Raw genomic sequence first — 26,651 nt, forward strand, 5'->3', positions numbered from 1 at the left:
GTGCTGATCGGCATGGCCAAGCGCATCGACGCCAACCTGGCCGGCGAAGCGCTGGTCGACCAGGCCTCCCTCGAACGCGTGCTCGCGTCGATGAGCGCGTAAGCTGTCAAAAAAATTAGAACAAGAACCACGGAATAAAAGGATACCCATGAACCTGCAGAACCAAGTCGCCCTCGTTACCGGCGCATCGCGCGGCATCGGCAAGGCCATCGCGCTCGAGCTGGCGCGCCAGGGCGCCAAGGTGGTCGGCACCGCAACGTCCGAATCGGGCGCCGCGGCGATCACCGGCTACCTGGCCGAATTCGGCGGCAAGGGCGTCGTGCTCAACGTGACCGACGCGGCCCAGTGCGGCGCCGTCGTCGACGACGTGCAGAAGTCCTTCGGCAGCCTGTCCATCCTCGTCAACAATGCCGGCATCACGCAAGACCAGCTGGCGATGCGCATGAAGGACGAGGAGTGGGATAGCGTCATCTCGACCAACCTGACCGCGGTCGGCCGCATGTCGCGCCTTGTATTGCGCGGCATGATGAAAGCCAGGCAAGGGCGTATCATCAACATCACTTCGGTGGTGGGCGCTTCCGGCAATCCTGGCCAGATGAATTACGCGGCGGCCAAGGCCGGCGTGGCGGGCATGACGCGCGCGCTGGCGCGCGAGATTGGCAGCCGCAACATCACCGTCAACTGCGTGGCGCCGGGCTTCATCGACACCGACATGACCCGCGCCCTGTCGGAAGACCAGCACGCCGCGCTGCTGACGCAGATTCCACTGGCACGCCTGGGTGCGCCGGAAGATATCGCCCACGCCGTTGCCTTCCTGGCGGGGCCGCAAGCTGCCTACATCACGGGCACCGAGCTGCACGTGAATGGCGGCATGTACATGAATTGATCGGGCCGGCGCCGCCCCTGCTTGGGACGTGGCGGAAACCGCGGCTCGATGGCGGCAAAATCTCATCATTTAGCAGCACTTTCGGTTGAATTCGCGTCAAGCGCCGAAATTAGTTTTTAATCGCGCAAACCTGATAAAATGCGCGCACTTTCCGTAACACACACAAATGGAGCCAAAACATGTCGGATATCGAACAACGCGTTAAAAAAATCGTCGCTGAGCAACTGGGTGTTGCCGAAGCGGACATCAAGATCGAATCGTCGTTCGTCGATGATCTCGGCGCTGATTCCCTCGACACCGTTGAACTGGTGATGGCGCTGGAAGATGAATTCGAAATGGAAATCCCTGACGAACAGGCTGAAAAGATCACGACCGTGAAGCAGGCAATCGACTACGCCACTGCGCACGTCAAGGCCTAAGCTTTCATAGTTTTCGGGAGAATCGCTTGAGCCGTTCACGAAACCGTCGTGTCGTTATCACCGGCCTTGGCGCCGTCTCACCCATCGGCAACACGCTTGCCGAGACGTGGAGCGCCGCCCTGGCCGGCAAGTCTGGCATCGCCAATATCACCAAGTTTGACGCGTCCACGTTCTCGACCCACTTTGCCGGCGAGGTCAAGGGCTTCAATGTCGAGGATTACATCCCCGCCAAGGAAGCTCGCCACATGGATACCTTTATCCATTTCGGCATGGCTGCGGGCATCCAGGCGTTGCAGGACTCGGGGCTGGCGGTGACCGAAGAGAATGCCGACCGCATCGGCGTCATCGTCGGCTCGGGCATCGGCGGCCTGCCGCTGATCGAAGAAACCAAGGCAGATTACGACAAGCGCGGTCCGCGCCGTATCTCCCCGTTCTTCGTGCCTGCCTCGATCATCAACATGATCTCCGGTAACCTGTCGATCAAATACGGCCTGCGCGGCCCGAACCTGTCGATCGTGACGGCTTGCACCACCGGCCTGCACAGCATCGGCGCGGCCGGCCGCCTGATCGAGTACGGCGACGCCGACGTGATGATCGCCGGCGGCGCGGAAGCCACCATTTCCCCGCTGGGCCTGGGCGGTTTCGCCTCGGCGCGTGCGCTGTCTTCGCGCAACGACGATCCGTCGACCGCATCGCGTCCATGGGACCGCGACCGCGACGGCTTCGTGCTGGGCGAGGGCGCCGGTGTGATGGTGCTGGAAGAGTATGAGCATGCCAAGGCGCGCGGCGCCCGCATCTACGCCGAGCTGCTTGGCTTCGGCATGAGCGCGGACGCGTACCACATGACTTCGCCTGTCGAAGACGGCAGCGGCGCCAGCCGCTGCATGGTGTCGGCACTGAAGAATGCGGAAGTGAACCTGGACCAGGTCAACTACGTCAACGCGCACGGTACCTCGACGCCGCTGGGCGACGTGGCCGAAGTGCAGGGCATCAAGAAGACCTTCGGCGACCATGCGAAGAAGCTGGTGGTCAACTCGACCAAGTCGATGACCGGCCACTTGCTGGGCGGCGCCGGCGGCCTCGAGGCAGTGTTCGCGGCGCTGGCCGTGCACCACCAGGTGTCGCCGCCGACGATCAACATCTTCAACCAGGATCCTGCTTGCGACCTGGACTTCTGCGCCAACGAGGCGCGTGAAATGAAGATCGACATCGCGGTCAAAAACTCTTTCGGCTTCGGTGGCACCAACGGGACCCTGGTCCTCGGTAAAATCTAAGCGGAACCTGATGCGCCCGGCCCGGTCAAACGGACGGGCGCACTGAAAAAGCGCCGGCATCCTGCCGGCGTTTGTGTTTCTGCCGGCGCGTTGCGCACGGCGCGTTTGCGCCGGCGCGCCAGCCTCACCCCACACACATGTCCATCGCGGTTTCCGCCGTCGTCAAGCCCTCGCGTTTGCTGCGCGCGGCTTTGGCCATCCACGCTGCGCTCAACCTGGGCGCGGCGCTGTACCTGCTTGGCCCAGGCGCCGGTGCGTTTGCCGCGCCGCACGCCATCGCCGCCTGCTGCCTGGTGGTGGCGGCAGCCGCGGCGCACGCCTGCGCCTGCCCCGGAAACAAGCGCCTGATTGATATATCTGGACTCGGCGAAATGCGCGTGACGGTACAACAGGACACAGGGGGAACTGCCCGGCACAACACGCTGTCCCGCCTGTTGCCGGGCTCGACAATATGGCCCGGTTCGATGCTGTTGCTGGTGCGATCGGAAGGCGGGAAAACGGCGCCGGTGGCCGTGCTGCCGGACTGCGTGGGCGCGCAACAGTTCCGCGCTTTGGCGGTCGCGGTGCGGGCAATCGGCGGGCACGCAGCGCAGGACCAGGATTTTTTCGACCCCCACAAAATACTTTGAACTTATTGCAACGGGCAAACTCTTACGCATATAAGGAACGCGCCCGCGCCGCAGCCACGAAGGACATGGTCAGTGACGACAGAACGCGAGTGTGATCAACTGCTGGTTGAGCGCGTCCAGGCGGGTGACCGGAAGGCGTTCGACCTACTGGTTGGCAAGTATCAGCGCAGGCTGATGCGCCTCGTCTCGCGCCTCGTCCATGATCCGGCTGAGGCCGAGGACGTGGTGCAGGAAACGTTTATCAAGGCGTACCGGGCCTTGCGGCATTTCCGGGGTGATTCGGCGTTTTATACGTGGCTGTATCGGATAGGAATCAACACGGCGAAGAATTTTCTCGTCACACAGGGAAGGCGGGCCCCGACCTCGACCGAGGTCGATGCCGAGCGCGCCGAAGCGTTTGACGATGCGGAATGCTTGCGGGACATTAATACACCGGAGTCATTGCTGGCAAGCAAGCAGATCGCGCAAACGGTCAATGCCGCGATGGAGGCGCTGCCGCTGGAATTGCGAACGGCGATCATCCTGCGCGAAATTGAAGGGCTGAGCTACGAAGAGATTTCCGAAGTCATGGCATGCCCGATCGGCACGGTTCGCAGCCGTATTTTCCGGGCGCGCGAGGTCATCGCAGAAAAGTTGAGGCCGCTTCTCGATTTTCCGGTTGACAAGCGACACTAGGTGTGGCGATGATCGTAACACTCGGTTAGCAATTCTGGATCACACACCCAATGTGATGGGAACTACTGATGGACACCCATAAAAAAATCCGTGAGCACATCTCGGCGCTGTCTGACGGAGAACTGCCCAAGGCCGACGTCGAGCTGGCCTTTGCCGCGCTGCAGACGACGGATGGGCAGAATGCGTGGAATACCTACTTCCGCATCGCCGATGCGCTGAGGGCGCAGGCCACGCCGGAGCTGTCAAGCGAGTTTGCGGCAAAGCTGGCGGTTCGGCTGGATGCGGAGCCGGCGCCGGTCCCGGGCAAGCGGGCGGCCATCGGTGCGGCGGCGCGGCCGGGCGACGGCGCGCCGGCTGAGGTGACGGTGAAACCGTCGATTGTCGGGGCCTCCTGAGGCCGGGTCACAGTCCAGCTGCTGCGTTCGCTTCGTGGCCTACGCGACAGCATTGCGGAATTTGCCTTAACATGGGCTCAATCCCCGCCTCCTTCCGTACGTCACCATGAACATCAATTTCTACACTGGTAGCAAGTTGTTGTCGGCCTTGCTGCTCGCCTGCGCGGCCCTGGTGCCGCTGCCGGCTTCCGTCCTCGCCGCGCAAGCGGGAGCGCCGCTGGTGACCGGCCTGCCTGACTTTACCAAACTGATCGAAAGGGTGGGGCCGGCTGTGGTCAATATCCGCACCACCGAGCGGGTCAAGCCGGCGCAGATGGGGCCGGGCGAGGAGGAAATGCAGGAATTCCTGCGCCGCTTCTTCGGCGTGCCCGGCGGACGCGGGCGCCGTGGCGGCGAGGACGACGTCCAGCGCGGCGTCGGCTCGGGTTTCATCATTTCGCCGGACGGCTACGTGCTGACCAACGCCCACGTGGTCGAGGGCGCCGACGAGGTGCTGGTCACGCTGACCGACCGGCGCGAATTCAAGGCAAAGGTGCTGGGCGCCGACAAGCGTTCCGACGTGGCGCTGCTGAAGGTCGCCGCGGCGCACCTGCCGTCGCTGGTGGTGGGCGACTCGGGCCGCATCCGCGTGGGCGAGTGGGTGATCGCGATCGGCTCGCCGTTCAACCTGGATAACTCGGTCACCGCCGGCATCATCTCGGCCAAGGCGCGCGACACCGGCGACTACCTGCCGCTGATCCAGAGCGACGTGGCGGTCAATCCCGGCAATTCGGGCGGGCCCCTGATCAACATGCTCGGCGAAGTCATCGGCATCACCTCGCAGATCGCCACCCTGTCCGGCGGCTACAGCGGCATCTCGTTCGCGGTGCCGATCGACGAGGTGATGCGGGTCGCCGAGCAGCTGAAGAAAAGCGGCCGCGTGTCGCGCGGGCGCATGGGGGTGCAGATCGGCGAGGTAAGCAAGGAAGTGGCGGAATCGCTGGGCCTGGGCAAGGCGCGCGGGGGCGAGGTGTCGCTGGTGGAGCCGGGCGGCCCGGCGGAAAAGGCCGGCATCAAGGTCGGCGACATCATCCTCAAGTACAACGGCCAGGCGATCGAGCGCAGTGCCGACCTGCCGCGGCTGGTGGGCGCCAGCCCGATCGGCAGCCGCGCCGTCGTCACCGTGTGGCGCAAGGGCCAGCAGCAGGACATCGCGGTCGGTGTCGCCGAAATGGAGGATGACGACGCTCCCGCCAAGGCCGCGCCGACGAAGCCGGCGCCGGATGCTGCCGCCAACCCGCTCGGCCTGGCCGTGGCGGACCTGACCGCGGCCCAGCACAAGGCGCTGCGCGTGCAGGGCGGGGTGCTGGTCAATACCGCCACCGGCGCGGCGGCGCGCGCCGGCCTGCGCCACGGCGACGTGATCCTGCAGATGGACAATGTGGACATCACCGACGCGCGCCAGTTCAACGCCATGGCCGCCAGGCTCGATCCGAAAAAAAGCGTCGCCCTGCTGGTGCGGCGTGATAATGTGACGCGCTTCGAAGTCATCAAGCCGCGCCAGTAAGCAGGCTCCAGCAACCAGATTCCAACCGGGCAGGGGAGCCGTGCGGCCCCAGCCTCCTTCACGCATCCATGATTAAATTTACCCTTTACTCGCGTACCTACTGCCACCTGTGCGAAGACATGCTCAACGCCCTCAATGCCCTCCAGACCGAGTCCTTGCGCTTCGAGGTCGACGTGATCGACGTCGACCCCGACGAGGCCCTGGTGGCGCGCTTCGACGAACTGGTGCCGGTGCTGTTCGGCGACCCCGGCCAGCCCGAGCTGTGCCACTACTTCCTGGACGAGGCGGCGGTGCGCGCCCATATCGCCGCCACGGCGTGAGTCGCGCCGCTGGTTTGTTGTTAAAAACTCAAACTTTTGCGCCGTTTTGGGCGAGCGCAGGGTGCGCGCCCTCTATAAACCGGGCTTTCTACCCTGAAATCCGGTAAAATGCGGGTGATCGGAAAAGTTGCGGCGTCGCCATGACAGCTTGTTCGACAGATAAGGCGCTCGCCTGGGGACTGCCAAGCCCCCCTCGGAGCGCTTTTTTTACATGGCGCTGCAATTGCGCGCCCCGGCTTCGGCCCACGTCCTTCCTACTGGTTTTGAGTTTTGTTAATGAACAACATACGTAACTTCTCCATCATCGCGCACATCGATCACGGCAAGTCGACCCTGGCCGACCGCATCATCCAGATCTGCGGCGGCCTGTCCGACCGCGACATGGAGGCGCAGGTGCTCGATTCGATGGACCTGGAGCGCGAGCGCGGCATTACCATCAAGGCACAGACCGCGGCGCTGCACTACAAGGCCCGCAACGGCGAGGTGTACAACCTGAACCTGATCGACACGCCGGGCCACGTCGACTTCAGCTATGAAGTCTCGCGCTCGCTGTCGGCCTGCGAAGGCGCGCTGCTGGTGGTCGACGCGTCGCAGGGCGTGGAAGCCCAGACCGTGGCCAACTGCTACACCGCGCTCGACCTGGGCGTGGAAGTGGTGCCGGTGCTGAACAAGATCGACCTGCCGCACGCCGATCCGGCCAACGCGATCTCCGAAATCGAAGACGTGATCGGCATCGAAGCGGCCGACGCGGTGCGCTGCTCGGCCAAGAGCGGCCTGGGCGTCGAGGACGTGCTGGAAGCGCTGATCGCCAAGGTGCCGCCGCCGAAGGGCGACCCGGCCGCGCCGCTGCAGGCGCTGATCGTCGACTCCTGGTTCGACAACTACGTCGGCGTCGTGATGCTGGTGCGCGTGATCAACGGCACCCTGAAACCGAAAGAGAAAATCCTGCTGATGGCGACCGGTTCGCCGCAGCTGGTCGAAAGCGTCGGCGTGTTCAGCCCGCGTTCGGTGTCGCTGCCGGAGATCTCGGCAGGGCAGGTTGGCTTCGTCATCGCCGGCATCAAGGAACTGAAGGCCGCCAAGGTGGGCGACACCGTCACCCACGTGGCCCGTCCCGCCAGCGAACCGCTGCCGGGCTTCAAGGAAGTCCAGCCGCAGGTGTTCGCCGGCCTGTTCCCGGTCGAGGCCAACCAGTACGACGCGCTGCGCGACTCGCTGGAAAAGCTCAAGCTGAACGACGCCGCCCTGATGTACGAGCCGGAAGTATCGCAGGCGCTGGGCTTCGGCTTCCGCTGCGGCTTCCTCGGCCTCTTGCACATGGAGATCGTGCAGGAACGCCTGGAACGCGAATTCGACATGGACCTGATCACCACGGCGCCGACCGTGGTGTACGAGGTGATGATGAAGGATGGCTCGGTGATCAAGGTCGACAACCCGTCCAAGATGCCGGAACCGACCAGGATCGCCGAAGTGCGCGAGCCTATCGTCACCGTCAACCTGTACATGCCGCAGGAGTATGTGGGCTCGGTGATCACGCTGTGCATCGCCAAGCGCGGCGTGCAGATGGACATGAGCTACCACGGCCGCCAGGTCAAGCTGATCTACGAAATGCCGATGGCCGAGATCGTGCTGGACTTCTTCGACAAGCTGAAGTCGACCTCGCGCGGGTATGCCTCGATGGACTACGAGTTCAAGGAAAACCGCGCCTCGGACGTGGTCAAGGTCGACATGCTGATCAACGGCGAGAAGGTCGACGCGCTGGCGATCATCGTCCACCGCGCCAACGCGCCTTACCGCGGCCGCCAGGTGGCAGCCAAGATGCGCGAACTGATCCCGCGCCAGATGTTCGACGTCGCGATCCAGGCCGCCATCGGCGTCAACGTGATCTCGCGCGAGAACGTCAAGGCCCTGCGCAAGAACGTGCTGGCCAAGTGCTACGGCGGCGACATCAGCCGCAAGAAGAAACTGCTCGAGAAGCAGAAGGCCGGCAAGAAACGCATGAAGCAGGTGGGCTCGGTCGAGATTCCACAAGAAGCATTCCTGGCAATTTTACAAGTGGACGATAAATGAACTTGCAGCTGATCCTGGGGAATTTCGCACTGATCCTTTTCGTCGCCATGGTGGTGACCGGCATTATCTGGTTCCTGGACATCTTCTACTTCGCCAAGCAGCGCCGCATCGCCGCCGACAAGGCGCTGGCCGCGATCGACGACCGCAGCGCCAAACTGACCGCCGAGGGACTGAAGGTCGACACCATCGACCGCGCCACCATCGAAGCGGCGCTGCTGCGCCAGCCAACCTGGATCGAATACTCGGGCAGCTTCTTTCCGGTGATCGCGCTGGTGTTCGTGCTGCGTTCCTTCCTGTACGAGCCGTTCAAGATCCCGTCCAGCTCGATGGTGCCGACCCTGCTGGTGGGCGACCTGATCCTCGTGAACAAATTCACCTACGGCATCCGCCTGCCGGTGATCAACAAGAAGGTCATCGAAGTGGGCGACCCGCAGCGCGGCGACGTGATGGTGTTCAAGTATCCGAAGGACATGTCCCAGGATTACATCAAGCGCGTCATCGGCGTCCCGGGCGACAAGATCGTATATGAAAACAAGCGCCTGACGGTCAACGGCAAGCCGGTCGCCTACACCCAGATGGACGACTACCTCGACGACGAGCGCCCGATCTACCACAAGCAGCTGGTGGAAAACCTGGCCGGCGTGCCGCACCGCGTCCTGAACACGGAAAACAAGCCGGGCATCGAAGTGGCCAGCGTGGAAAACTTCGCCCGCCGCGAGCTTTGCGATTTTTCCTACGAAAAATTTTCCTGTACCGTACCTGCGGGCAATTACCTTATGATGGGCGATAATCGGGACAACAGTCTCGACAGCCGTTACTGGGGTTTTGTCCCGGACAAGAACATTGTCGGCAAGGCGTTCTTCGTTTGGATGAACTTTAGTAACCCGAAACGCATTGGCGGGATAAACTAGTCTGAAGGAAGCAAACATGCACCGTTCTTATATTTTTAGCAACGCACAGCGCGGCATCTCGCTGGTCGGTCTGATCTTCGTGCTGGCGATCCTGGGCGCGCTTGGGATCTTCGCGATGAAAACCATCCCTGCGTTTGCGGAGTATAGTGCGGCGAAGGACGCGATCAAGCTGGCCAAGAAAGCCGGCGGCTCGCCGCAGGAAATGCGCATGTGGTTCGACAAGAACGCCGACGTCAACGATATCGACGCCATCTCCGGACGCGACCTGGTCGTCAGCAAGGAAACCGGCGATACGGAAATCAGCTTCGCTTACGAAAAGCGTATCCCGCTGGTAGCGAACGCCAGCCTGCTGCTGGAGTTCGAAGGCACTACCGACCCGAGCGGCGCGGTCGCCCACAAGCCGGCCACGGAGTAAGGCTTCAAACAAGGCTTCAACGAAGAATACCGACGATGAATTTACAGTTATTGCAGACACGCCTAGGTTACACGTTCCAGGATGCTGGCCTGTTGCAGCAAGCCTTGACGCACCGTAGCCATAGCAGCCTGCATAACGAGCGCCTCGAATTCCTCGGCGATTCGATACTGAACTGCGTGGTCGCCTCGGTGCTGTACGAACGCTTCAACGCGCTCGACGAAGGCGACCTGTCGCGCCTGCGCGCCAACCTGGTCAAGCAGCAGTCGCTGTACGAGATCGCGCAAAAGCTGGAGCTGTCGCAGTTCCTGCGCCTGGGCGAGGGCGAGCTGAAGTCCGGCGGTTTCCGCCGTCCGTCGATCCTGGCCGACACCCTCGAAGCGCTGCTCGGCGCGATCTTCCTCGACGCCGGCTTCAACGCCGCGCGCGACGTGATCCGCGCCTTCTACATCCCGATCCTGGACACGGTCGACCCGCGCACCTTGGGCAAGGACGCCAAGACCCTGCTGCAGGAATTTTTGCAAAGTAAAAAAATCCCGCTGCCGACGTATAACGTGGTGGCCACCCACGGCGCCGCGCACAGCCAGGAATTCGAGATCGAATGCCTGGTGCCCAAGCTCGGCATCCAGGTCTACGGCCGCGGCGGAAGCCGCCGCGCCGGCGAGCAGGCCGCGGCCCGCCTCGCGCTCGACGTCGCCGAACAGGCGCTGGTGAAGGCGCCGGGCGCCTCGCGCAAGGCCAAGCCGCGCGCCGCCCAGCTCAAGCTGGCCGGCATCGCCACCATCCAGAGCAGCAGCGGCGAGGCGGACACGCCGGCCGCGGCACCAGCCAAGGCGGCAAGCGCCGACGCCAAGGCTCCCAAACATCCAGAATCGAAGTCAGCATGAACACCACAACTACCCCAGACAACTTCCGTTGTGGCTATATCGCCATTGTCGGCCGCCCCAACGTGGGCAAATCGACGCTGATGAACCAGCTGGTCGGCGCCAAGGTGTCGATCACCTCGCGCAAGGCGCAGACCACGCGCCACCGCATCACCGGCATCCAGACCCTGGACGACGCCCAGTTCATCTACGTCGACACGCCCGGCTTCCAGACGCGCCACTCGAACGCGCTGAACAACACGCTGAACAAGACCGTCACCAACACGCTCATTTCGGCCGACGTGATCCTGTACCTGATCGAAGCGGGCACCTTCGGCCCGGCCGACCAGCAGGTGATCGACCTGCTGCCGTCCGGCGTGCCGGTGATTTTGGTGATCAACAAGGCCGACCGGGTCAAGGACAAGGCCGCGCTGATGCCGTTCGCGCAGGAAGTCGCGTCCAAGTTCAACTTCGCCGCGATCGTGCCGGTATCGGCCAAGCTGCGCTTTCAGCTCGAAGCGCTGCAAAACGAGATCAAGCGCTTCCTGCCGGAGAACCAGCCGATCTTCGGGCCGGACGACATCACCGACCGCAGCGAGAAATTCCTCGCCTCCGAGATCGTGCGCGAAAAACTGTTCCGCCTCGTCGGCGACGAACTGCCGTATACCAGCACCGTCCTGATCGAGAAGTTCGAGCAGGAGGGCGACCTGCGCCGCGTGTTCGCCGCCATCCTGGTCGAGCGCGACACCCACAAGTCGATGGTCATCGGGAACAAGGGCGCGCGCCTGAAAGAGGTATCCACCCAGGCCCGCCTGGACATGGAAAAGCTGTTTGGCGGCCCGGTGTACCTGGAGATCTGGGTCAAGGTCCGCTCCGGCTGGGCCGACAACGAAGCGGGCCTGCGCGCCTACGGCTACGAGTAAGCGCGGGGCCCACCCACAGGCATGCCCACCCTCGACGCCGAACCGATCGTCACCGCGCCAGCTGCAGCGCCGAAGCGCAGCCGCGCGCGGGTGGCGGAACACCGGGACGCCGGCCGTCGCGTCCTGGGCCAGCCGGCCTTCGTCCTGCACAGCTATCCCTACAAAGAAACCAGCCTGATCGTCGACGTGTTCACGCGCGACTACGGCCGCATCGGCGTCGTCGCCAAGGGCGCCAAGCGCCCGCACTCCAAGCTGCGCGGCGCGCTGCAGACCTTCCAGCCGCTGTCCGCCTCCTGGACCGGCCGGTCCGAACTGCGCACGCTGATCGACGCCGAATGGGTGGGCGGCATGCTGCCGCTCGAGAAAACCGCGCTGCTGTGCGGTTTCTACCTGAACGAGTTGCTGGTCAAGCTGACCGCGCGCGACGACCCGCACCCGGTATTGTTCGATCACTATGTCTCCACCCTGAACCAGCTGGCCCATGGCGAACCGCCGCAGACGGTCTTGCGAAAATTCGAACGGGCCTTACTTAAGGAGACGGGCGTTGCCGCCGACCTGACCCGCTGCACCAGCACGCGCGGGCCGGTGGAGGTGGACAGCGACTACGTGGTCGATCCCGAACGCGGGCCACGCATGGCGCGGGTATCCGACACCTGGCCTGTGGTCAGCGGCAAGACGCTGATCGACATGGAAAACGACAACTACACCGACCAGGCGACGCAGGTGCAGAGCAAGCAGCTGATGCGCTTCCTGCTGGCGCACCAGCTGGGCGGCGCGCCGCTGAACACGCGCCAGATCCTGATCGACCTGCTGCAGCTTTAGACAACCAAGACAAATACGCCATGAGCTTCCTCCAGCCTACCGGCCCGGTCATCGACCTGGGCGTCAACATCGATCACGTGGCGACCCTGCGCAATGCGCGCGGCACCGTCTATCCCGACCCTGTGCGCGCCGCGCTGCTGGCCGAGCAGGCCGGCGCCGACGTCATCACGCTGCACCTGCGCGAAGACCGCCGCCACATCAAGGATGCCGACGTGGTCGCGATCCGCCCCAAGCTGCTGACCCGGATGAACCTGGAAGCGGCGGTCACGCAGGAGATGATCGACTTCGCCTGCAACATCCGCCCGCAGGACGTCTGCCTGGTGCCCGAGCGGCGCGAGGAAGTGACCACCGAAGGCGGGCTGGATGTGGTGCGCTACTACAAGGAAGTGGAGAAGGCGGTGCGCCAGCTGCAGTGCGAGGGCATCCGCGTGAGCCTGTTCATCGACGCCAACGCCGAACAGATCGCCGCCGCCGCGGCGGTGGGCGCGCCGGTGATCGAGCTGCACACCGGCCGCTATGCCGAGGCGCACGGCGACGAACTGGCGTACGAGCTGGAACGCATCAAGGCCGGTGCCCGTACCGGCATGGAACACGGCCTGAAGGTCAATGCCGGCCACGGCCTGCACTATACCAACGTGCAGGCGATCGCCGCGATTTCCGATATCGGCGAACTGAATATCGGCCACGCGATCGTCGCGCACTCGGTGTTCGCCGGCTGGGAAAACGCCGTGCGCGAGATGAAGGCCATCATGGTGGCGGCGCGCCTTGGCGTTGCGTTCGGCCAGCAGCCATGATCTACGGGATCGGCACCGACATCGTCCAGATCTCGCGCATCGAGGCAGCCCTCGCGCGCAACGGCGACCGTTTCGCCGAAAAGATCCTGGGGCCGGAGGAGCTGGTCAAATTCCACTCGCGCCGCGCTAAGGTCGAGGCGCGCGGACTGCGCTTCCTGGCCACCCGCTTTTCGGCCAAGGAAGCGTTTTCGAAAGCGATCGGGCTGGGTATGCGCATGCCCATGACCTGGCGCTCGGCGCAGATGCTCAACGCACCCGGCGGCAAGCCGGTGATCGTGTGCAGCGGCGCCCTTGGAGAATTCATGCGCGCGCACAGGCTCAGTGCGCAGGTGTCGATCAGCGACGAAGCCGACTACGGCGTCGCCTTCGTCATCGTGACGCAAGAGCCGGAGCCGCGCGCCTGACGGCAGGTAAAGAGAATGACAGAAGCACTATCCGACGCGACCAGCCCCGAAGAACTCCCGGTTCCCACCGCGGATGCGCGCGCGCAGGTGCTGGCCACCGTATCGAAGCTGCCCAACCTGCCGGGCGTGTACCGCTACTTCGATGGCAACGACGCGGTGCTCTACGTCGGCAAGGCGCGCGACCTGAAGAAGCGCGTGTCGAGCTACTTCCAGAAGAACCTGTCGAGCCCGCGCATCGCGATGATGGTCGAGCGCATCGCCCGCCTCGAGACGAGCGTGACCAGCAGCGAGGCCGAAGCGCTGATCCTGGAAAACAACCTGATCAAGACGCTCAAGCCGCGCTACAACATCCTGTTCCGCGACGATAAGTCCTATCCGTACTTGAAGATCAGCGGCCAGGAAGTGCCGCGCATGGCCTACTACCGCGGCGCGGTCGACAAGAAGAGCCAGTACTTCGGGCCGTTCCCTAGCGCGTGGGCGGTCAAGGAATCGATGCAGGTGCTGCAAAAAGTGTTCATGCTGCGCACCTGCGAGGACAGCGTGTACTCGAACCGCACGCGCCCCTGCCTGCTGCACCAGATCGGCCGCTGCAGCGCGCCCTGCGTGGACGCGATCAGCGTCGAGGAATACCGTGTCGACGTCGACAACGCCGCCAGGTTCCTGCGCGGCCGCCAGTCCGAAGTGCTGGCCGACCTGGAAGCCAAGATGCAGGCCTACGCGATGGAACTGAAGTTCGAGCAGGCCGCCGGCGTGCGCAACCAGATCCAGTCGCTGTCGCGCGTGCTGCACGCGCAGAGCATGGAAACCACCGGCGACGCCGACGTCGACGTCATCGCGGTAGTGGTGCAGGGCGGGCGCGCCTGCGTCAACCTGGCGATGGTGCGCGGCGGCCGCCACCTGGGCGACCGCGCCTACTTCCCGACCCATGTGAGCGACGCCGCCGCCATCGCGGAAGCGCCGATCGAAGTTGAAGTGCTGGCGGCATTCATGGCGCAGCACTACGGCGGCAGCTTCATCCCGGGCACGCTGATCCTGAATATCGAGTTCGACCAGCCGGCGCTGATCATGGCGCTGACCGAGCAGTGCGGCCACCGCATCAACCTGGTCTTCCAGCCGCAGGGGCAGCGCCGCCAGTGGCTGGAGCTGGCGCAGAAGGGCGCCGAGATCGCGCTGGCGCGGCTGCTCTCGGAGCAGGGTTCGCAGCAATCGCGCACGCGCGCGCTGGCCGACGTGCTGGGGCTGGAGGCCGAAGACCTCGACACCGTCCGTATCGAATGCTTCGACATCAGCCATACCCAGGGCGAAGCGACGCAGGCGTCGTGCGTGGTGTTCCATCACCATGCGATGCAGAACGGCGAGTACCGGCGCTACAACATCAACGGCATCACGCCGGGCGACGACTACGCCGCGATGCGCCAGGTGCTGCAGCGCCGCTACGAGAAGGTGGCCAACGGCGACGGCGTGATGCCGGACGTGGTGCTGGTCGACGGCGGCAAGGGCCAGGTCGAGATGGCGCGCCAGGTGTTTTCGGAGCTGGGGCTCGACATCGGCCTGATCGTCGGCGTGGCCAAGGGGGAGGGCAGGCGTGTCGGCCTCGAGACGCTGATCTTCGCCGACGGCCGTCCATCGAAGGAGCTGGGCAAGGAATCGGCGGCGCTGATGCTGGTGGCGCTGATCCGCGACGAAGCGCACCGTTTCGCGATCACCGGCATGCGCGCCAAGCGCGCCAAGGCGCGCAATACCTCGCGGCTGGAGGAGATCGAAGGCATCGGCGCCAAGCGCCGCCAGAAGCTGCTGGCGCGCTTCGGCGGCCTGCGCGGCGTGATCGACGCCAGCGTGGAAGACCTGATGACCGTGGAAGGCATCTCCAACGCGCTGGCGGAGGAGATTTACAGGCAGCTGCATTGAATTGACGCGGCCACCCGCCATATGCATGAGCAAACTGGTTAAAACACCGGTACCAAGGTAGACTAGCGGCACAAGTATTTCCAATCGCTAAACAGTTGCTGCTTCTATGCCTTTTAACATCCCGATTCTCCTGACCTGGTTGCGTGTAGCGCTGATTCCCCTCGTCGTTGGCGTGTATTACCTCCCGCTTCACTGGCTTCCGCGTTCCGACCAGGACCTGGCCGCGACGCTGGTCTTCGTCATCGCCGCGGTGACCGACTGGTTCGACGGCTTCCTCGCGCGCCGCTGGAACCAGACTTCCGCCTTCGGCGCCTTCCTCGACCCCGTGGCCGACAAGCTGATGGTGGCAGGCGCGCTGCTGGTGCTGGTGCACCTCGACCGCGTCGACCACTTCATCGCCTTCATCATCATCGGCCGCGAGATCGCCATTTCGGCGCTGCGCGAATGGATGGCGCAGATCGGCGCATCGCGTTCGGTCGCCGTCAGCTCGCTCGGCAAGATCAAGACCGCCGCGCAGATGTCCGCGATCCCGCTGCTGCTGTACCACGACCGCCTGTTCACTTTCATCGATACCCAGACGGTCGGCACCTACCTGATGGTGGTCGCCGCGATCCTGACGGTGTGGTCGATGTTCTACTACCTGCGCCTGGCGTGGCCGCTGATCAAGGAACGTTCGGGCGTGATGTAACCGGCAATAGAGGTGCGGAAGAAATAGAATGCATGAGTCGCCTTGACAACCCGTTCATATCCTCTATAATGCTTGCCTGTTGTGACGACGCGGGAGTAGCTCAGTTGGTAGAGCGCAACCTTGCCAAGGTTGAGGTCGAGAGTTCGAGACTCTTCTCCCGCTCCAGTTTTCCGGAGAAAGCGTCGTAGTAAAAGATTCAGGTTATCCTTTGAAAAGTAGTTCATTTCTGAGATAATCCCTGTCTTGCAAATGCGGGAGTAGCTCAGTTGGTAGAGCGCAACCTTGCCAAGGTTGAGGTCGAGAGTTCGAGACTCTTCTCCCGCTCCAGTTCGCTGGATGCAGTCGTGGTGTAGTGAATAGTAAGCTCCAATGCGGGAGTAGCTCAGTTGGTAGAGCGCAACCTTGCCAAGGTTGAGGTCGAGAGTTCGAGACTCTTCTCCCGCTCCAGAATTCCTGAAACTACGCGGCCAGGCCGCGTTTTTTCTTACAGCCCCCAAGCTGTGCAGCAAAGTTTCTGGCGAGGTAGCAAAGAGGTTATGCAGCGGCCTGCAAAGCCGTTTAGACGGGTTCGATTCCCGTCCTCGCCTCCAGAATAGCATGCTCAAATTATCATCAATTGAGCTAACTCAAAAAAGCCAATCGTCATTAAGGAGATTGGCTTTTTTGTATTCGGAGCTCGGAAAAGCCGAGCTGCCGGATATTCTCATTGAAACCGAGCGCAAGGCCCGCCCGATCTACGCCGGCAATGCAATCGCCACCGTGCGCTCGATCGATATCAAGAAAGTGCTCACCGTGCGCGGCACCGCGTTCGCCGCCGCGCCGCGCGAGGGTGGCACCGGGACCGTGCAGACGCTCGGCGGCGAGGGCGATGCCGGCCTGTCCGGGTTCGTCGGCGCCGCCATGTCGCAATCGGCGCGCCCCGAGCCCACTTCTGCCAAGGTGATCGTGTCGGGCGGACGCGCGCTCGGCTCGGGCGAGAAGTTCAGCGAACTGATCGAGCCGCGTGCCGACAATCTGGGCGCCGGCGTCGGCGCCTCGCGCGCGGCGGTCGATGCCGGCTACATGCCCAACGAGTACCAGGTCGGGCAGACCGGCAAGATCGTTGCACCCCAGCTCTACATCGCAGTCGGCATCTCCGGGGCGATCCAGCACCTGGCCGGCATGAAGGATTCGAAAACCATCATCGCGATCAACAAGGACCCCGAGGCGCCGATCTTCCAGACTGCCGATATCGGCCTGGTGGCCGATTTGTTCAGCGTGCCGCCGGAACTGACCGCGACGCTGTAGGTGCGGCCGCTGAAATACGACGACGCTTGACTATCCAGTAGTGAATCATATGGAAATGCTTCCTAATTTATTTGCAGAATCGGCGCCCGGAGCCGCATGGACCGGGCGATCCGCTGGTGGTGTGTAGACGAACATCCTAATTGCTGCGGCGCGGATTGAAATTGGCACCGTTGCATGGATGGGGAGTACCTTCACCGCAAATGTTATTTATTATATAGCTGGGAGTAGTCGCCGGAGCGGTATCGCCGTTCATGGTGAAAAACTGCAGCGGCATCCAGAAGGTAACGAGGTTGATCATGTGCATTGCGCCTGTCAATGAGAGGAACCGAACGAAGGTCTTCCCGCTGTCGGACAATTTCAATTTACCAATCCCGCGGTCAGCCCACGACTCGCCCTTGTCATCGCGATAATAAAGCAGTGTGGTGAAGCCCATTGTAAGCATGGCCGTCAGCACAGGAATGTAGAGCGGGAACTGGAACATCGTGCCAGACCACAGGCTCACCGACTGGATCCCACCGATGTAGGAATAGCCGTGCGAGCGGATAAACCCAAACTCTGCGACCAAGTCCGCGACCATCATGACGATGAAAACTGCCGCAATGACGATCAGAGTGCCTCCCTGCGGGAAGCGTTCGGCTAGCTTGCGCCAGACCCAGGCGAATCCGGCCGACAGCATGCAGTTGTACCAGATGTACGGCGGCATCATCATGAAAAATGATTCCGGCATCAGGTTTTGGTTGGGAGTGAGATAGCCCGGAATGAAATTGGCCCATGAGCCCATGTTCATCGGATAGGCGTTATATGCCACATGAACCGCGGAATAGTTTCCAAGAGGGTCATGCACTAAGGTGGTGATGTGCGCAAACATGAAGATGGCAAGGAAGGAAAAGCGACCCGTTCGTAATTTGGGCTTTATCACGAAGTAATATATGGTTAAAACGGTGATGAAACAGGTGACCACTTGCAGCAGATTCATCTTGAACTTGATTTCATCCGGAACAGGCGAAGCTGGCATGGTTCGGGCAAAATCGGAAGATGTAATCCAGGAACCCATCACGTAGAGGAAATAGACCAGAAACACCACGCCGATGATGGCCCATGTAGTACCTGCCTCGGGAGGCTTATCACGAAAAATGATCCCTTTTTTGATGCCTGTTAGCATCTTGCCCTCAAGCTGAGTTGTCATTGTTATCTCCAAGAATTTCAAGTTAAATAGATAAATCTCCGCATAAGCTGGAGTAGTTTTCCACGATCGACCTATAGTTGGTCGTTGCAAAGTTTCCTTCTCGATCGGAGAGTCAACGTCAACATCTCGACCACCGGCCACTTTTCTGGCCTCTGACAATTACAGCCACCCAACACCCCGATCTCCCTACCTTTAAACCCAACGGGAGCCGCGTTCGCTTGGGGCGACACGCGATGCATTGCGTGGGCTTGTCGCCATCGATTTCGTCACGGCTCAGGTAGCGCCGGATATTTGATACGCCATCGAATTATTCTCAAGCGTACTGTATGTGCACGCTACTATACGCCGTATGGAGTCGTCAACTTTTACTTTGCCTGATTGAGAGCGTGCCTGGTCGGCAACAAAGAATCGATTCGTAGTTTCTTGACAAATTTAAATAGCTAGCTTATCGTACTTCAGCATACTTCATGAGGCCAAGCGCCTTGGTCCGGGATGCAACGATCCCCCCGCTAGGAGATTTTCCGCATGACAAAACGACAATCAACTTACATCGCTACCGGAAGGGAAAAAGAAGTCTTTCGCTCTGCCTGGCAATGTGGTTTACCGGTGCTACTCAAAGGTCCGACAGGTTGCGGGAAGACCCGCTTCGTGCAGACCATGGCCGAAGAATTGGCCCGGCCCCTGATCACGGTCGCGTGCCATGAGGATCTCACTGCGGGCGACCTGGTTGGGCGCTTCCTTTTGCAAAGCGGCGATACAAAATGGCTCGACGGTCCCCTCACCCGCGCGGTGCGCACCGGCGCTATCTGTTATCTGGATGAAGTCGTCGAGGCGCGCGCCGACACGACGGTGGTCGTCCACCCACTGGCCGACCATCGGCGCGAGCTGAACGTGGAACGCCTGGGCGAGCATCTGCTGGCGCCGGATGAATTCATGCTCGTGGTGTCCTACAATCCTGGCTATCAGAGCGTGTTGAAGGATCTCAAGCCATCCACACGCCAGCGTATGGTAGCGATCGAACTTGCTTATCCGGATCCAGCCATCGAAGTGCAGATCTTATGCAATGAGACGGGTATCGACGAGGCGTTGGCGGATTTATTGGTGCGCATGGGTCAGGCGATCCGCACGCTAGATCATGAAGGCCTGGCAGAGGTCGCATCGACGCGCACGCTGGTGTCGACGGCATTGTTGATCAAAGCAGGCCTGCCGTTGCGCGAGGCAGCCGAGGCTGCGATCGCCGGTCCGCTGACCGATGATCCGGTAGCCACGCGCCAGCTACTCGAATTAGTCAAGGCGTACGTCGCTTAATTCGATGGATGACTTTGGCCCGTACGTATTTCTCGCCAGTGCCATCGCCGGGCGACGCGTCTTGGTGCACGTTGCGATGGGCGACGAGACGTGCTCGTATTGCGATGGCCAGGTCATCGTGGTGCCGCGACAGCCAGCAGGAGAGGGCGGCGAGGTTTGGCGTACCGTGGTCGCGCAGGCGCTGTTGCTTGCTGCCGGGTCACTCCAACCAGCCACCATGCGCCGCCTGATCGGTAGGCCGCAGGCGAGCCGTCGCTACGCTTTTCTTGAGATGCTGCGTGCACTGGCGCTGATCGAATCGCGCATTCCGCCGGCATTTGCACGCCATCCGGCGCTGAACCGGCGGCGTCCCCTGACAGATAGTGCCGACGAGTCGGCGTCCGTGGCGCTCTCGGAAAGAGCACTTGGCGAAATTCCGGACTTTGTCGGCAGCGTGCGGCCACTCGCGGCCCTGCGTACCTCGGTGGCGCAAGACGGCTTCGCTGCACTCACCCGCAAGCAGCAAGCTGGCAACATCGAACGAGGCGATGAAAGCCCCAAGTTAGCGGACGAGGACGAGGAGGACGAAAGCGACGCTATTTCGCGTTTGTTTAATGGTCCAACGAACGCAGGACCCGTCGCGAAATTGTTCAATCAATTGCTCGGGATGGCACAAGGGCGCAGCAGCCGTGAAAATATCCCCTCGGACGGCGCTGGCTCAGAGGTGGCGATCGGGCAGATCGAGCGGGCGTGGCGTCGCGGCGTTCACGCCATCAGGGCAGTACTCCCATTCGGGCTCCCCGAGTTCGAAATCCGCGGCCAATCTGCCGGCGCCCTGTATCCCGAGTGGGACGTCCACCGTCAAGGCTATCGGAAGGATTGGGTCTGTGTTGATATCGTCGACCCTTGGCGACCCGACGGACCGCTCGATCTTGGGCACGTGCTTGAAGCGCCGCCGCGAACGTTGCGACGGGAGTTGAGCCGGCTTGGCCTCGACTATGAGATGCATCGCCGCCAGCGGGAAGGCAGCGAGTTCGACGTAGGACGCCTGATCGACTGTGCGATCGATCTCGCTGCGGGGCATACGCCTGCCGCTCAGGACGTGTATCGCGCCAGCCGGCGCACTCGCCGTGATCTCGGCACGATGGTGATTGTGGATGTCTCCGGCTCAACCGAGGAAAAGAACCATCGGGGCGTATCCGTATTTGACCAGCACCTGCGCGCCGCCTATCAGATCGCCAAGACCCTTGACCAGCTGGGGGATCGGGTGGCGCTCTACGGCTTCCAGTCCTGGGGCCGCAAGCTGGTCCGGCTGGCGCGTCTCAAGGGACACGAGGAACGCTGGAGCGGTCATGTTGCAGAACGCTTTGCGCAGTTACAACCGCTCGGCTATACCCGCAGCGGCGCGGCGATTCGCCACGCCGACCGTGTGTTGCGCACGGAGATGCGCCTGCCAAACCGGCTCCTGATCCTGATTACGGACGGCTTCTCCTACGACCAGGACTATGAGGGGGAATATGCCGAGCAGGATACCTGCAAGGCGTTGGCCGAAGCCAAGGCCGCCGGTACGGCGTGCGTATGCGTCTGTATCGGCGGCAGCCAAGAGGCCGAAAAACTGAAAAAAGTGTTCGGTGCAGCCAATCTTCTGCTGGTCGATGATGTGGACCAAATTGCTCGGCGGATTCGACAAGTATGCGCCTTTGCACTCGCTTCGGTCTCGCAGCGCAAAGTTCGTCACAGCGATGCGAGTGCGGTCCTGGAAGAGACGGCATCGCGATGACGCGCTGTTCCTACTTACTACAATACGGACGGGACAAGTAGCATGAGCGAATCGAGTGCGGACGTTGTGGTGATCGGTGGCGGACTGAGCGGATTGATTGCTGCCTGGCGGCTTGGGCAGGCCGGGGTTTCCTGTTTCGTGTTGGAAGCGGGCGACCGACTCGGCGGCCGGGTAAAGAGCGTGAAGCTAGGTGATTGCATCGTCGATACCGGTGCTGTCGCCATGCTGGGAAGTTACGCTGTGATGGCCCAGATGGCGCGCGAACTAGGACTTTCCAAGGAACTCACGCGCGGCACGATCCGTTTCGGCGTGCCGCGAAATGGCCATCTTCATGTACTTGACACGGGGCGGCCCGCTGCATTGCTGAACACCGGCTTGCTTTCATGGGCGAGCAAATGGCGCCTGCGCAAACTTGCCAAGCCGATGCTGCGGCTTTGGCCGCGAATGAATTTCGAGAGCATCGCGAGGTTGACCGACGCCGATACCGAGACTGTCGGGTCGTTTTCTGGGCGTGAACTCAATGCCGAGATCCATGAGTATCTGATCGGCCCGCTCATTCGAGCGCTCTGGCAGCGCGATCCCGGCGATACGCCGGCCGTCGACTTGTTCTGCAGTCTGAAGATTTTCGCGCCGACGATGTTCGCTCTCGATGCCGGCCTGCAGCGGGTACCTGATGCACTCGCAAGCGCCGTGCGTGCAGTCATGGGGGCACGCGTCCTGTCCGTTGAAGACGGGCCCGAAGGGGTTCGCGTCTGCTGGAATGAGCGTGGCGAAATCCGCTCTAAAACATTCCGCCAGGCGGTGCTGGCGGTGCCGCCTCTTGATGCAGCGGCCCTGTTGCAACCACGCTCGCTCGCATTGCAGGCGGCGTTTGCGGCGCAGCCCTATTCATGTAGTGTGAACGTCCATTTTGCACTATCGAAGCGCATTGGCGGCGACGTACTGGTGGTTTTCCCTCCCGAGAGCGAGGCGCCAGATCTCACCACTGTCGTGTTTGAGCATAACAAGGGGCCCGGACGCGCGCCGCTGGGCAAGGGCGCGCTAAGCCTGTATTGGCGGGACGCATGGAGTCGCGCGCGCATGGATGCGGACGACGAGAGCGTGATCCGCGACGCCATTGAGCAGGCGCGGCGCGTGGTCCCTGAACTCGACGCTTCGTTGATTGAGGTCGCCCATGTGGAGCGCTGGCCATTTTCAGGTGTCTGCCGCAGCGTCGGAGGCGCCGCAGCAGTCGCCGAAATTGAGCGTGCGGCCGCAGGCTTTTACAACCTGGCGCTGGCCGGCGACTATTTCGTTCTGTCAGGAATGAACGCGGCAGTGGTCAGTGGGCAAAAGGCGGCCCGTACCATCCTGGAAATGCGGGCTCGACAAGCTGCGGCCGATCTTCCATAGTCCGACTGCTTCACACAGCATATCGCATTAAAAATTGCAGCCTCCGCAGCGCTGCAGCCGGTTTGCCATCGCGCATGCGACCGAAAGTGGTGCGCAGCGTCGCAATGGCGTGCAACGTAACAGGCGCGCCAAGGTCGGTATCAAGCGGTCAATGACGGCGCGCGGCCGCGCAGCCAAGCGCCTTCGCGCACCGCCAGTGCATGATCGACCCGTTTGCGCGGCAGGTGCGCCGCAACGCACACGGCCGAGAGGCAACCGCGTCCGGCTAGCGCGCCAAGAATGCCGCGCGCGCGGACTGGCGCGCGACGATGGCTTCGCTGCTTTTCCACCAATTCATCAACAAGAGCTGCGCTCGCAACCCGGCACGACGGCGTCTGCCCGATATGCCCGTCCTCGAAGGTCGGTGCGGAAACGAGTTGTAGATTTTCTTGACATCGCCTAGGTCGCATAGTAAATTGCATATATAGTACGGTAATGAATAATAAGCTAGATATCAAAACGATGCGCTATTGACTACTGGAGAATCAGCGCATCCCAGCGAGGAGACACTGTAATGAAAAAGCAACCCAGGTTCAGGAGCGCGTCCAAATGCACAATCATGTGATGCGCGTTGCCAGGCTCGTTTTTCTGGGCGGTACGCTGTGCGCTTCTTGGGGCGCGCTTGCTTACCGGGGGCCGGTCGACACACCAGCGGTGTCGAGTAAGTTTGCGGCGACCGCGCCCCTGCTGGCCATTGCCCGCGCAGGCGATCGGCTCGTGGCGGTGGGTTTGCGCGGCCATATCGTGTATTCCGACGACGAGGGCAAGAGCTGGACACAGGCGCGTGTTCCCGTCAGCAGCGACCTCGTCGCCGTCACTTTCCCTTCGCCGAAGAACGGATGGGCGACCGGCCACGAAGGCGTCGTGCTGCACTCGGGCGACGGTGGCGCAACCTGGGTCAAGCAGCTCGATGGACGGCAAGCGGCCGCGCTTGTCGCGCGCTATTACGCAGGCTCCACCAGCTCGGCTGCGGATGCGGATTTCGCTCGTGCCGCGCGTCAGGCAACGGCCGTCGTCGCCGAAGGCAATACGCAGGCTCTGCTCGATATCCGGTTCGACAACGAAAATTCGGGCTTTGCGGTTGGTACATTCAACCGGATATTCCATACAGATGATGGCGGCAAGACTTGGGAGCCGTGGATGCACCGCACGGACAACCCGAGGGAGCTGCACTTCTATTCGATCTCCAGCGACAGTCGCAACACTTACTTAACGGGTGAGCGGGGCATGGTGTGGCGGCTCGACGCGGCCCTGAAGCGCTTTGTCGCGATTCCTACCCCCTACACCGGCACACTGTTCGGTCTGCTTGCAGACGGCACGGACTTACTTGCCTACGGGATGCGCGGCAGTTTGCTGCGCAGCGGTGATGGCGGCAAGTTGTGGGAAAAGCTGAGCCCGGGTACCACTGCCGGCATCAGCGGCGGCACCGTGCTGTCCGGGGGACGTATCGTCATCGTAACCCAGGCAGGCGAGGTCCGGACGAGCGGCGACCGGGGCACGACATTCGACACAAGGAAATCGGCGCAGCCGATGCCTTATTACGGCGTTGCCTCAGCAGGGCAGGGCAAGCTCGTTGTGGTCGGCGCGACGGGCGCGAAGGTCGAATTGCTCCCTTGAGGGACACCCAGCACAGCGCTAATTGAACTATTTGGTGAGGATCGACACAGTGAGAGACGAAAGCAGGATGCAATCCATGGCGGTAATTGCAGATCGGACTGATTTTGATCAGCGATCCGGCAATAAGCTGGAGCAGTTGATATTCAACCACCGGCGCTGGGTAACGCTGCTGTGCCTTCTACTGACCATCTTTTTTGCCTTCCAGTTGAAGGATCTGAAGGTCAGCGCGAGTTACGAAAAAATGCTGCCGCAAGGCAGTCCGTATATCCAGAATTATCTCGAGAACCGCGACCAGCTGCGGGGCCTCGGCGATTCGATCAGGCTGGTAGTGGAAAACCCCACAGGGGATATTTTCGACCGCGAGTACTTGAACACGCTGGGGAAAATCAACGATGAGGTGTTCCTGCTTGAAGGCGTCAACCGCGCCTGGATGAAGTCGATTTTTACGCCGGTGGTGCGCTGGACGGAAGCGACCGAGGAGGGGTTCGTCGGCGGGCCGGTGCTGCCAAGTACGTTCAATGGCTCGCCCGAATCGATTCGTGAATTGCGGCTCAACATCGGCCGAGCCGGCGTCGTCGGTAGTCTGGTGGCGAACAATCTGACGTCAAGCATGATCATCATACCCTTGATCGACAAGGACGCGGCAGGTCAACCGATCGACTACCACGCACTGTCCAAAAAGATCGAGGAAATCCGCGCGAAGTACAGCACAGGGGCGGATGGGTCGGCCAAGGTCAATATCTACGTGATCGGCTTTGCCAAACTCGTGGGTGACCTGATGGACGGCTTGCAGAAAGTGATGACTTTCTTTCTCATCGCCGCCGTGGTCGCCAGCCTGGTCATTTATCTCTACACCCGCTGCATCCGCAGCACCGCGCTGGTGCTGTTCTGCTCATTGGTGGCCGTTTGCTGGCAACTGGGACTAGTGGTCCTGACCGGCAATGGACTGGATCCGTTTTCGATTCTGGTGCCGTTCCTGGTATTTGCCATCGGCGTCAGCCACGGCGCGCAAAAGATGAACGGCATCATGCAGGATGTCGGGCGCGGCACGCACAAGTGGGTCGCGGCACGCTACACCTTCCGCCGGCTGTTCCTCGCGGGGATGACCGCGCTGCTGGCCGACGCCGTAGGTTTTGCGGTGCTGATGATGATCGATATTCCCGTGATTCGCGAGTTGGCGATGATGGCCAGTCTTGGGGTCGGTGTGTTGATTTTCACGAATCTGATCCTGTTGCCGGTACTGCTCTCCTACGTTGGTGTCAGCCCTCAGGCTGCCAAGCGCAGCTTGAAGGATGAAAATGAGGAAACGGCCGGCCGCGGTCTCGGCCGGATCTGGGTCTGGCTCGACCGGTTTACCGAAAGGCGCTGGGCGACGGGCGCCGTGGTGGTGGCCGCGATCCTGGGCGTAGGCGGTTACGTCGTCAGCCGGGACATCAAGGTCGGCGACCTGGATGCCGGCGCGCCCGAGTTGCGTGCCGATTCGCGCTACAACAAGGACAACGCGTATATCACCGCGAACTATGGCATTTCCAGCGACGTGTTCGCAGTGATGGTGAAGACTGCGCCGGACAAGTGCGGTATGAGAGAGTCGCTGATTGAAGCGGATCGGCTGAGCTGGGCGCTGGCCCAGGTACCCGGTGTTCAGAAAACCGAGTCGATGGCGGATGTCGTTCGTGCCTATACATCAGGATCGTTCGAGGGCAATCCGAAATGGCTGACGGTCAGCGACAGCCAGACGCTGATCGACCCGCAGATTGGCAATGCACTCAACTGGAACAGCGAATTGCTGAATGCGGATTGTTCCTTGATGCCGGTATTGGCCTACCTGTCCGATCACAAGGCGGAAACGCTGAATCGCGTTGTCGCCGCCGCCCAGGCCTTCGCGCTCGCGCACAATACGGCTGACCGGCAATTTCTCCTTGCCGCCGGCAACGCCGGAGTCGATGCAGGGACCAATTTTGTTGTCGAGCATGCGAACTACCGGATGCTGTATTACGTCTATGCCGCGGTCATCGTGCTGTGCCTGGTGACCTTTCGCAGCTGGCGCGCCACCATCGTCGCCGTCTTGCCTCTGGTGCTCACCTCCATTCTTGCCGAGGCGCTGATGGTCAAACTTGGCCTCGG

The 26,651-nt window shown here is 61.9% G+C and carries 24 protein-coding genes, 4 tRNA genes and 1 pseudogene; 28 read left to right on the forward strand and 1 reads right to left on the reverse strand.

Translation table 11 applies throughout. The features are described from left to right. Positions 1-148 precede the first annotated feature (148 nt). The 23 genes and pseudogenes from fabG to D3872_RS01815 all read left to right on the forward strand — a co-directional run. Positions 149-886, forward strand: coding sequence for a 3-oxoacyl-ACP reductase FabG (gene fabG / locus D3872_RS01705; protein ID WP_119809188.1), 738 nt, complete (start codon positions 149-151; stop codon positions 884-886). A 179-nt stretch (positions 887-1,065) separates the two neighbouring features. Further along, a complete protein-coding gene (gene acpP, locus D3872_RS01710; protein ID WP_020653257.1) occupies positions 1,066-1,305 on the forward strand; it encodes an acyl carrier protein in 240 nt (79 codons plus the stop codon). 26 nt (positions 1,306-1,331) lie between these two features. Next, the gene (fabF, locus tag D3872_RS01715; RefSeq protein ID WP_119809189.1) at positions 1,332-2,579 is read left to right on the forward strand and encodes a beta-ketoacyl-ACP synthase II; all 1,248 of its coding nucleotides are present in this window, start codon (positions 1,332-1,334) and stop codon (positions 2,577-2,579) included. 137 nt (positions 2,580-2,716) lie between these two features. After that, entirely contained in the window at positions 2,717-3,208 is a 492-nt protein-coding gene (locus D3872_RS01720; protein WP_119809190.1) for a hypothetical protein, read from the forward strand. A 72-nt stretch (positions 3,209-3,280) separates the two neighbouring features. Next, a complete protein-coding gene (rpoE, locus tag D3872_RS01725) occupies positions 3,281-3,883 on the forward strand; it encodes an RNA polymerase sigma factor RpoE (RefSeq protein ID WP_119809191.1) in 603 nt (200 codons plus the stop codon). A gap of 68 nt (positions 3,884-3,951) precedes the next feature. After that, positions 3,952-4,278 (forward strand): sigma-E factor negative regulatory protein, encoded by a 327-nt coding sequence (locus D3872_RS01730; RefSeq protein ID WP_119809192.1) that lies wholly within the window; start codon positions 3,952-3,954, stop codon positions 4,276-4,278. A gap of 106 nt (positions 4,279-4,384) precedes the next feature. Next, a complete protein-coding gene (locus D3872_RS01735) occupies positions 4,385-5,824 on the forward strand; it encodes a Do family serine endopeptidase (protein WP_119809193.1) in 1,440 nt (479 codons plus the stop codon). Between the two features lie 68 nt (positions 5,825-5,892). Then, positions 5,893-6,144: a glutaredoxin family protein gene (locus tag D3872_RS01740; RefSeq protein ID WP_119809194.1), complete on the forward strand. Its 252-nt coding sequence runs from the start codon at positions 5,893-5,895 to the stop codon at positions 6,142-6,144. Between the two features lie 276 nt (positions 6,145-6,420). Then, complete coding sequence (lepA, locus tag D3872_RS01745; RefSeq protein ID WP_119809195.1) at positions 6,421-8,214, forward strand: translation elongation factor 4; 1,794 nt, start codon at positions 6,421-6,423, stop codon at positions 8,212-8,214. Further along, on the forward strand, positions 8,211-9,125 hold the full coding sequence (gene lepB, locus D3872_RS01750) for a signal peptidase I (protein ID WP_119809196.1): 915 nt from the start codon (positions 8,211-8,213) through the stop codon (positions 9,123-9,125). The genes lepA and lepB overlap by 4 nt, the downstream gene beginning before the upstream one ends. A 16-nt stretch (positions 9,126-9,141) precedes the next feature. Then, positions 9,142-9,540 (forward strand): DUF4845 domain-containing protein, encoded by a 399-nt coding sequence (locus tag D3872_RS01755; RefSeq protein ID WP_119809197.1) that lies wholly within the window; start codon positions 9,142-9,144, stop codon positions 9,538-9,540. Between the two features lie 104 nt (positions 9,541-9,644). Beyond that, the gene (gene rnc / locus D3872_RS01760; RefSeq protein ID WP_370660937.1) at positions 9,645-10,424 is read left to right on the forward strand and encodes a ribonuclease III; all 780 of its coding nucleotides are present in this window, start codon (positions 9,645-9,647) and stop codon (positions 10,422-10,424) included. Further along, positions 10,421-11,323, forward strand: a complete 903-nt coding sequence (era, locus tag D3872_RS01765; RefSeq protein WP_119809199.1) for a GTPase Era — start codon at positions 10,421-10,423, stop codon at positions 11,321-11,323. The genes rnc and era overlap by 4 nt, the downstream gene beginning before the upstream one ends. A gap of 21 nt (positions 11,324-11,344) precedes the next feature. Continuing rightward, positions 11,345-12,145: a DNA repair protein RecO gene (gene recO, locus D3872_RS01770; protein WP_119809200.1), complete on the forward strand. Its 801-nt coding sequence runs from the start codon at positions 11,345-11,347 to the stop codon at positions 12,143-12,145. Between the two features lie 20 nt (positions 12,146-12,165). After that, positions 12,166-12,939, forward strand: a complete 774-nt coding sequence (gene pdxJ, locus D3872_RS01775; RefSeq protein ID WP_119809201.1) for a pyridoxine 5'-phosphate synthase — start codon at positions 12,166-12,168, stop codon at positions 12,937-12,939. Then, entirely contained in the window at positions 12,936-13,343 is a 408-nt protein-coding gene (gene acpS / locus D3872_RS01780; protein ID WP_119809202.1) for a holo-ACP synthase, read from the forward strand. Before pdxJ ends, acpS begins: the two co-directional genes overlap by 4 nt. A gap of 15 nt (positions 13,344-13,358) precedes the next feature. Beyond that, a complete protein-coding gene (gene uvrC, locus D3872_RS01785) occupies positions 13,359-15,251 on the forward strand; it encodes an excinuclease ABC subunit UvrC (RefSeq protein ID WP_119809203.1) in 1,893 nt (630 codons plus the stop codon). Positions 15,252-15,357: 106 nt separating this feature from the next. Beyond that, entirely contained in the window at positions 15,358-15,939 is a 582-nt protein-coding gene (gene pgsA, locus D3872_RS01790; protein ID WP_119809204.1) for a CDP-diacylglycerol--glycerol-3-phosphate 3-phosphatidyltransferase, read from the forward strand. An 89-nt stretch (positions 15,940-16,028) separates the two neighbouring features. Then, positions 16,029-16,104 (forward strand) — tRNA-Gly (locus tag D3872_RS01795). A gap of 86 nt (positions 16,105-16,190) precedes the next feature. Further along, a tRNA-Gly gene (locus D3872_RS01800) sits at positions 16,191-16,266 on the forward strand. Between the two features lie 44 nt (positions 16,267-16,310). After that, positions 16,311-16,386, forward strand: a tRNA-Gly gene (locus tag D3872_RS01805). A gap of 69 nt (positions 16,387-16,455) precedes the next feature. Then, positions 16,456-16,529, forward strand: a tRNA-Cys gene (locus tag D3872_RS01810). Between the two features lie 79 nt (positions 16,530-16,608). Then, positions 16,609-17,226, forward strand: a pseudogene (locus tag D3872_RS01815) (electron transfer flavoprotein subunit alpha/FixB family protein); the annotation flags it as partial. Positions 17,227-17,362: 136 nt separating this feature from the next. Here D3872_RS01815 and D3872_RS01820 read toward each other — a convergent pair. Further along, the gene (locus tag D3872_RS01820; RefSeq protein WP_119809206.1) at positions 17,363-18,412 is read right to left on the reverse strand and encodes a spirocyclase AveC family protein; all 1,050 of its coding nucleotides are present in this window, start codon (positions 18,410-18,412) and stop codon (positions 17,363-17,365) included. Between the two features lie 525 nt (positions 18,413-18,937). On the opposite strand from D3872_RS01820, the gene D3872_RS01825 reads away from it, so the two are divergent. The 5 genes from D3872_RS01825 to D3872_RS01845 form a co-directional block, all read left to right on the forward strand. Further along, positions 18,938-19,720: a CbbQ/NirQ/NorQ/GpvN family protein gene (locus tag D3872_RS01825; RefSeq protein ID WP_119809207.1), complete on the forward strand. Its 783-nt coding sequence runs from the start codon at positions 18,938-18,940 to the stop codon at positions 19,718-19,720. Between the two features lie 4 nt (positions 19,721-19,724). Next, positions 19,725-21,479 carry a nitric oxide reductase activation protein NorD gene (locus tag D3872_RS01830; protein WP_119809208.1) on the forward strand — a complete coding sequence of 585 codons (1,755 nt, stop codon included), beginning with the start codon at positions 19,725-19,727 and terminating at the stop codon, positions 21,477-21,479. A gap of 42 nt (positions 21,480-21,521) precedes the next feature. After that, positions 21,522-22,871, forward strand: a complete 1,350-nt coding sequence (locus D3872_RS01835; RefSeq protein ID WP_119809209.1) for a protoporphyrinogen/coproporphyrinogen oxidase — start codon at positions 21,522-21,524, stop codon at positions 22,869-22,871. 588 nt (positions 22,872-23,459) lie between these two features. Then, a complete protein-coding gene (locus D3872_RS01840) occupies positions 23,460-24,527 on the forward strand; it encodes a WD40/YVTN/BNR-like repeat-containing protein (protein WP_229459105.1) in 1,068 nt (355 codons plus the stop codon). Between the two features lie 76 nt (positions 24,528-24,603). Beyond that, positions 24,604-26,651, forward strand: a 2,048-nt coding sequence (locus D3872_RS01845) for an efflux RND transporter permease subunit (RefSeq protein WP_119809211.1), incomplete at its 3' end; no start/stop codon positions are given.

It is taken from the genome of Massilia cavernae (assembly GCF_003590855.1).
Lineage (GTDB): Bacteria > Pseudomonadota > Gammaproteobacteria > Burkholderiales > Burkholderiaceae_D > Telluria_A > Telluria_A cavernae.